Below are 7,216 nucleotides of genomic sequence, written 5' to 3' on the forward strand. Positions count from 1 at the left end.
ATGGCGCATGTAGTCGTGCGTGCGTCGCTCGGGGATGCCTGGCGCCAGCGGTAGCATGGGTTGCGTGCGGTCCAGTGGTTGGGTCGAGGACTGGCGCGCCGACATTAGGCTCCGGTGGGTTGATCCACGGCTTTCGCCGTAGCCCTCAGTCCGGCTGCCATCGTCACGTTTCCAGCCCCCGCCACTTCGAACGGAGCATGCGGGTTTCCCGCACTCCGCTCCCCTGCGTGCTTCGCGGCAAGGATTATGGGACCTATCTGCCGGCAGACGCTTTCGGCGTGTAGTACCTGACGCGGTAGTCATTGAACAACCCCAGCGTGTCATACAGCCATCGCGTACTCCACCTCTGCCAGCCGAAACCCTGTCGCTTCCGGGCGCGCTGCCTTCGGCGCTAGCCAGCACAATGCGCGCGCGTAACGCCAACGCCTGTGCGGTCTTGCGCCGCATCGTCAGCGCCTTGAGTTGCTCACGTTCGACCTCATCCAACACGAGTTCCGCCTTTGGTCTTCCTCTCATCACCGCCTCGCCGTTTGCGTGCCTTCAACGCAGACTACTATGTGGTGTCAATAATGCAAGGAACTTCTGACGCAGGACACTAGAGACGGTTAGCCCAAGACAAGCGTGGAGTCACGCTGCCGTCTTCGATACCGTCAGCTTGGGCGTGCGCTTCGGCGCACGCCCAGTGCGCTCGCCTGCCATCGTCACTCGCGATGGCAGGCTCGCCAACTACTGGTTTTCGAATCGGGATCCACGCGCCATGATTCGGTGACCTATTCGCTCCGCAATTCGAATGGACATCGACATCAGAAGGAAATCAAATGGAAAACATCGATAGAAAAGCGTATCGCTACCGATTCACCGGACACGAACACGTATTCCACAACGTGTCGGCAGTCAGGGCGCTGCCCGGCATCTTGCGGTTGTTTGGATATCAACGCGTATTCGTAGTCTGCTCAAGATCGATCAATACGAAGACGCAATTCATCGAACAACTCAGGGAATGCCTGGGCGGGCAATTGGTGGGCCTGACCGACGACGTGGGCGAACATTCCCCGCTGTCCAATGTACTGGAAGCGGCGAGACAGGCCAGGGATGCACGGGCGGACGTGCTGGTCTCTGTCGGCGGTGGATCGGTCATGGACATGTGCAAGGCGATGCAGCTTTGCATCTCTGAGAACGCATACGAAAGGGCCAGGCTGCTCGAGCTCCAGTTCGTTCTGTCAGAGGATGGCACCGAGATGCTGACGACTTCACACGCACCTCCCGCGATCCGCCAAATCGCGATCCCCACCACGCTAGCCACATCCGAGTGGACGCCGGTCAGTACGCCCATCGACGACGAAACCCGTCTGAAGGCGCGCTTTGTCGTGCCCAACGGGTCACCACAGGCGATCATCTACGACCCGGAGCTCCTCCAACAGACACCCGCGCGCTTGCTGATGTCGACAGGCATTCGCGGACTGGATCATGCAATCAATACCGCCTGCTCTTCATCGACACATCCGTTTGCCAGCCTGCTGGCGGAGAAGGCCATTTTGCTCTATATGGAGAACCTGCCTCTTCTCAAGGAGGGGGGTAAGCTCGAGGCATTCACCCATTGTCAGTTGGCGACCTGGTACACAGGGATGGGACAGATGTCGGTTCCCCATGGTTTCAGTCATTGGATGGTCCACATCGTCGGGCCGTACGGAGGCGTGGCGCACAGCGACGCGGCCTGTGTGCTGATGCTGGCCCAGGCCAGGTGGCTGGAAGGCTGGGCGGTGCCCCAGCATGATCGGCTTCGCATTGCGCTAGGGCAGCCAGAGCGACCTTTCCACGAGATTCTCCACGAGCTTCTCGTGCGACTGGACATGCCGACGACTCTGGACGATCTTGGCCTCACCCGGCAACAGGTCGACGATATGATCGTGCCTGCGCTGAACCATCCGATGGTGACGCGCAACAACATCAGGCCGGTCGAGACTGAAGCGGATTTGCGTTCGATCTTGTCTATGGCCTGGAGGGCGTGATCGTCATCGTTGCAGCGCGTCCATGCTGGCCGACCGGTTAGCCATCGCGGCCGCGCAAGGGGTCCCCGTGGCAGTATCACATACCGCGGGTTCCCAGGTTGCCACCGGCGCCAGCGGTCCTGGGAAACCTCGCATCGAGATCTTCAGTTCGCACGCGACTCCGCCGCTCAACTCCGTGCTGCCGCTGACGGAGCACTCGGGCCTCGCGCAGCGTTGAACTGATGTGTCAGCGACGACTTTGGCTGGTCGAAGACAAGCCAACCGCTAACATGGACGTAAGCTCCAGACTTTAGGATGAGCTTGCGCAACGGATACGCCACTGCACCCAAATCAGTCTCCAGGCGCATGGCCACAGCTGGTTTTGGCTGTGCATCAGCCAAACTTGTGGGCGCTACGCCAGCTGCGTCGGGAAGCTCGACGCTGTCGATGGCGCGACCATGCACGATCTTGTTCGAACCGGTGGATAGCTGGGGCGCCAGTTTCCACGTTTACTCCTCTAGCCATGAAAATCGACCCTGTCTCGCTCAAACTGTTCCTTGCGGTCGCGGAGCTTGGCACCATTGCTGCAGCTGCAGAGCGGGAGCATATTGCCGCCTCAGCCATCAGCAAGCGCATCAGTGATCTCGAGGACGTCCTCCGCGCGCAACTGCTGGAGCGCAGCAACAAGGGCATCGCCCCCACGCCCGCGGGCATCGCCTTGCAGAACCTGTCTCGTAGCGTCATCAACGACCTCGACAATATCTTCACGTTGATGCACGACTACTCCAGCGGCACACGAGGACTGGTGCGCATCTTCGCCAACGTGTCGTCGATTACGCAGTTCCTTCCCAACGACCTGCAAAGCTTCACCGAGAAGTATCCGTTGGTGCAACTGAAACTGGAGGAACGCATCAGCAGCGCGATCCTGCGCGGGGTGGCCGAGAACGCGGCGGATATCGGCTTTTATGCGGACCTCGGGGGGCAGCCACAGAACGTGATCACGCAGGCTTACCGCGAGGATCAACTGGTCGCTGTCCTGCCCGTCGGCCATCCGCTTGGAAATCGCAAGTGGCTGACTACGCCGGATTTGCTGGAGCACTACCTGATCGGCCTGCAAACCGGCAGCTTCATCAACCTACAGCTGATGCGCACCGCCGGCCAACTCGGCGTTCCGGTCAAGTTCCGCATGCAGGTCAATAGCTACGACGCGGTTTGCCTGATGGTCGAATCCAAAATGGGAATCGGCATCCTACCCAAGAGCCTGGCGCAGCGCTACGCCAGGATACTCAGGATCCGGCCAGTTGGACTCAAGGAGCCTTGGGCGTGTCGCAAGCTCAATCTATGCTTTCGGTCCTACGATAGCCTGCCGGTAGCCGCACGGCTGCTCGTGGACCACCTGTGTCCATCGGCCCGTATGGCGGCAGGCGCCGCCAGCCCGCACCCGGACTAGTCGACGGTGGCGCCGGCTGCCCTGACGATGGCCGACCAGCGCGGCAACTCTTCGCGGATCAGCGCCTCGAACTGCGGCGCGCCGGACGGGAATGGTTGGCATCCCTGGCGTGCCAGCGTGTCACGCACATCGGGACTGTCAAGTACCTTACTCAGTGCAGCCCGCAGGCGGGACACTACGACGGGTGGCGTGCTGGCCGGCGCAAAGAGTCCATACCAAGGCGTGGCGCCAAAGCCACGGAGCGTCTCTCCCACAGTCGGCACCTCCGGCATGGAGGGCAGCCGCTTCTCGTTGGTCACTGCGAGCACCTTCAGTTTGCCTGCTCGAATGAAGGACAGTGCTGATGGAAGGCTCTGTACCGACAAGGGCACCTGACCGCCCACGACATCCGCCACGGCAGCGGAAGCGCCTTTGTAAGGGATATGGACGAGCCGGATGCCGGCGCTGTGCTGTAGCATTTCACCGATCAGATGATTCAGGGTGCCGTTGCCTGCCGACGCATACATGATCGTGTCCGGCTTCGCGCGCGCCGCGTCAACCAGTTCCTTGACATTGTTCGGCCCGAACGAAGGATTGGCGACGAGTACGTACCCCGCGGTCGCAACGCTGCCCACCGGCGCGAAATCTCTTACCGGATCAAAGCCCGTGCGTTTGTAGAGCGCAGGATTGATGACATGGGCGCTGCTAACGGTGAACAACAGCGTGTAGCCATCGGCGGCCGACTTCCCCACGTATGCCGTGCCGATGTTGCCGCCGGCGCCCGGCCGGTTCTCGACGATGAACTGCCGCCCGAATTGTCCGGACAGCTTTTGGGTGACGATGCGGGCGATGGCATCGTTGGCTCCGCCTGGCGCCTGGGGAACCACCACGGTCACCGGCTTGGACGGATACGATTCCTGGGCCGCCCATGCCGTTGCCACACTGAACGCAAGGAAGGTCTGCAAAAGTTGTCTGACTGCCATTTTTTTGTCTCCTTTCATGGAAATGGTCACCGTTTGCACCGTCACACGGCACGCCCCGACGCCTTCCTTCATGGTGAATGACTGGCAGTCTTCTGCAAAACAGCATTTCGCGATCCCACCATCGCGAATTCAGATGGCTAGCTTGTACGTCAGATGCTCTCGGCCGAAAACTGCGCTGCTGAATTCGCGATTGAACACATCGCGCACGATGGCCAAGTACAGCTAGCCTTCGCCGGTCCAGACGTCGGTCATGCCCGCAGCAGGCGGCATGAATTGCGTTCGAGCCGGCGTGGCGCGATCGGCAGCGCCCTATCAACATACCGCGCCACCAGAGCAACTCTTCGCGGCATCGAAATCGGCTTTGAACCGCCTTCTGGTGCCAGGAGCGATGAGACCAAGACTGCTTCCGTGCCTTTCCGCCTCACGTTTGAGAGGCCCTGGCTCTGGTCGGAATGCCCACGAGTCCGGAGGCGAAGACCACACCCAGGATGACCGCCACCACTCCGACCAGTTGCCATGCGTTGGGAGGCACACCCAGCACGGTCGAGACCAGCATCGTGAAGACCGGGGCGAGATTGAAGAAGATCGAGGTCCGCGCCGCGCCGATCTGGTGGATGCCGCGGAACCACAGCAGGTAAGCCAGCAAAGAGCCGCCAACGGCGAGGTACAGCACGGCCGCATGGATGTTGGCTGGTGTTGCGGTCAGGCTCGCCAGCGGATGCTCGAACATGAAACCGAGGACGATCAGGCCGATGGTGCCGAACAGCATCGAGAACGTGGTGTTCTCCAGCGGCGTGGCCTGCTTGACCAAGCGTCGGGTGCCCACCATGTTGGCGGCCCAGGCTAGACTGCCGGCGAGGATGATCGCATCGCCCCGCGCCACCTTGAGCGCGAGCAGCATCTGTACATCCCCGCGCGTGATGACCAGCCCGACGCCGAGCAGCCCGAAGAACAGGCCGATGGCGCGCCCGGTGTCGATGCGCTCGTGCTCGAAGACCACGGCAAGAAGCATGGTCCACAGCGGCGTAGTGGCGAGAATCAGCGCGCCATTGATCGGCGTGGTCGTTTGCAGGCCAAAGAAGGTGGCGAGATTGAAGGCGGTAAAGCCAAGCAGCCCGAGGCCCACGTATGCCCACAAGTTTTCGCGCAGCACGCTGAACCGAAGCTTGCCTTGCAGCCCGAAGATCAACAACAGCAGGGTCGTCGAGATCAGGAAGCGCTCGATCGATGCGCCGATCGGCGTCATATGCCGGATGATCAATGCGCCGGCATTGAAGTTGGTACCCCAGAAGAAAGTCGAAACAATGATGCCGACGTAGGCGAGGCTGTCTGGCTGGCGCATGGCTGATTTCCTGTTTCTTTGCGTGCGCCATGCGGGCCTCGGGCCGGTCTGGGCAAGCATGGTGGACGATGGCCGGCGGCAAGGCGGAGGAGTTGCTCGGTAATTCCCGCCCTGCGACGGCATGAGTGCCATTTTGCGAGCTTTCTAACCTGTGTAAAATTCCCTAATTATTCACATCAGTTGTGATAAATCACCCATGTTCGACTGGGAGGATCTTCGCCATTTCAGCGTCTTCGCGCAGGAAGGCTCACTATCCGGCGCGGCACGGCGGCTTAAGGTGGACCACGCCACAGTGGCCCGGCGCATCTCGGCGCTGGAGGCATCGCTTTGCCTCAAGCTGGTTGACCGGCGTCCGCGTACCTATCTGCTGACCGGCGAAGGCGAACGCGTAGCCGCGCTGGGCGCACGCATGGAGCAGGAATCGTTCGCGGTGGAACGTACGGCGGCGGCCGGGCAGACCGGCGTCAGCGGCAATGTCACTATCAGTGCGCCGCCTTCGATGGCTGCGGCGGTGATCGCGCCCCAGCTAGGCCGCTTGCGCGAACAGCATCCGGCTCTGCGCATCTGCCTGACGGGGACCACGCACATGGCCTCGCTGTCGCGGCGCGAGGCCGATCTGGCCGTACGGCTGACCCGGCCCAGCGAAGGCGATCTGGTGGTGCGCAAGCTTGGTGTCGTCGCGTTTTCGCTCTATAGCTCCCCCAGCTACCTGAGTGCCACAACGCCATCCGACTATGGCTTTATTGCCTACGACGACAGCATGGAGGGCTCGCCCCAGCAGGATTGGCTGAAACAACAAGCGGGAAGCCGGCCGATCGTGATGCTCAGCAACGAACTGGAAATCCAGGCCGCCGCGGCGCGTGCCGGTGTCGGCATCGCCGCGCTGCCGGACTTCCTGTGCGACCGGGACGATGGTCTCCAGCGCGTGAGGAGCAACGGCAAGCGCTTTGAACGCGAGATCTGGCTCGCGGTCCACGCCGACATCCGGCGTGCTCCGCGGATCCAGGCTGTCATGCAGTTCCTGGGATCATGCTTCACGGAAAACGCCAGCCTGGCGTAGTTGCGCCGTACGCTGGTAAGTTGCTCTTCAAGCGCGGCGTGATTGTGACGTACGAGACGATCCGATGCTGGCGCGACACATTCGGGGCGGGCTTGCTCTGCGGGTGAAAGCAGCGCGTGCAAGCAGCGGCCGGTTGATGGCGAAGTGCTGCCAGCGCTGGAGCGCCCGATCTGCTGGGATTATGTGCTGCAGTCCGGAGTGGAGGACAAGGAAGCGCTTGACGCCTACCTCTTCCATCCACTGCACCAGGCGCAGGTGGCGGACCTGAAACCCTACTTCGAATGGGCGGCGGTGGATTACATAACACCAGCCGTCAGTGGCTTGACTCCCGCCTAAGCGCAATACTGTTCACTTCACAACCACTTTGGGGACGATCCGCTGATTCAGCGGCTCGGATCGCCGCCGGATTCGGAA

Annotated in this window: 6 protein-coding genes and 1 pseudogene; 4 read left to right on the forward strand and 3 right to left on the reverse strand. The window is 61.5% G+C overall.

What is annotated here, in order from left to right:
- Positions 1-380: 380 nt before the first annotated feature.
- A pseudogene (locus ACGLHR_RS50000) lies at positions 381-516 on the reverse strand (IS630 family transposase); the annotation flags it as partial.
- A gap of 302 nt (positions 517-818) precedes the next feature.
- On the opposite strand from ACGLHR_RS50000, the gene ACGLHR_RS50005 reads away from it, so the two are divergent.
- Both ACGLHR_RS50005 and ACGLHR_RS50010 read left to right on the forward strand, forming a co-directional pair.
- The gene (locus tag ACGLHR_RS50005; protein WP_400103340.1) at positions 819-2,009 is read left to right on the forward strand and encodes an iron-containing alcohol dehydrogenase; all 1,191 of its coding nucleotides are present in this window, start codon (positions 819-821) and stop codon (positions 2,007-2,009) included.
- A gap of 502 nt (positions 2,010-2,511) precedes the next feature.
- Positions 2,512-3,438: a LysR family transcriptional regulator gene (locus ACGLHR_RS50010; RefSeq protein WP_400103342.1), complete on the forward strand. Its 927-nt coding sequence runs from the start codon at positions 2,512-2,514 to the stop codon at positions 3,436-3,438.
- Here the strand turns inward: ACGLHR_RS50010 and ACGLHR_RS50015 are convergent.
- The gene (locus ACGLHR_RS50015) at positions 3,435-4,400 is read right to left on the reverse strand and encodes a Bug family tripartite tricarboxylate transporter substrate binding protein (protein ID WP_400103350.1); all 966 of its coding nucleotides are present in this window, start codon (positions 4,398-4,400) and stop codon (positions 3,435-3,437) included. The genes ACGLHR_RS50010 and ACGLHR_RS50015 overlap by 4 nt on opposite strands.
- A gap of 421 nt (positions 4,401-4,821) precedes the next feature.
- Complete coding sequence (locus ACGLHR_RS50020; RefSeq protein ID WP_400103344.1) at positions 4,822-5,742, reverse strand: DMT family transporter; 921 nt, start codon at positions 5,740-5,742, stop codon at positions 4,822-4,824.
- Between the two features lie 196 nt (positions 5,743-5,938).
- On the opposite strand from ACGLHR_RS50020, the gene ACGLHR_RS50025 reads away from it, so the two are divergent.
- Entirely contained in the window at positions 5,939-6,802 is an 864-nt protein-coding gene (locus ACGLHR_RS50025) for a LysR family transcriptional regulator (RefSeq protein ID WP_400103346.1), read from the forward strand.
- A 144-nt stretch (positions 6,803-6,946) separates the two neighbouring features.
- Positions 6,947-7,138 (forward strand): Dabb family protein, encoded by a 192-nt coding sequence (locus tag ACGLHR_RS50030; RefSeq protein WP_400103348.1) that lies wholly within the window; start codon positions 6,947-6,949, stop codon positions 7,136-7,138.
- Positions 7,139-7,216: the final 78 nt, after the last annotated feature.

This window comes from Cupriavidus sp. CuC1, from assembly GCF_044627735.1.
GTDB classification, from domain to species: Bacteria; Pseudomonadota; Gammaproteobacteria; order Burkholderiales; family Burkholderiaceae; genus Cupriavidus; species Cupriavidus ulmosensis.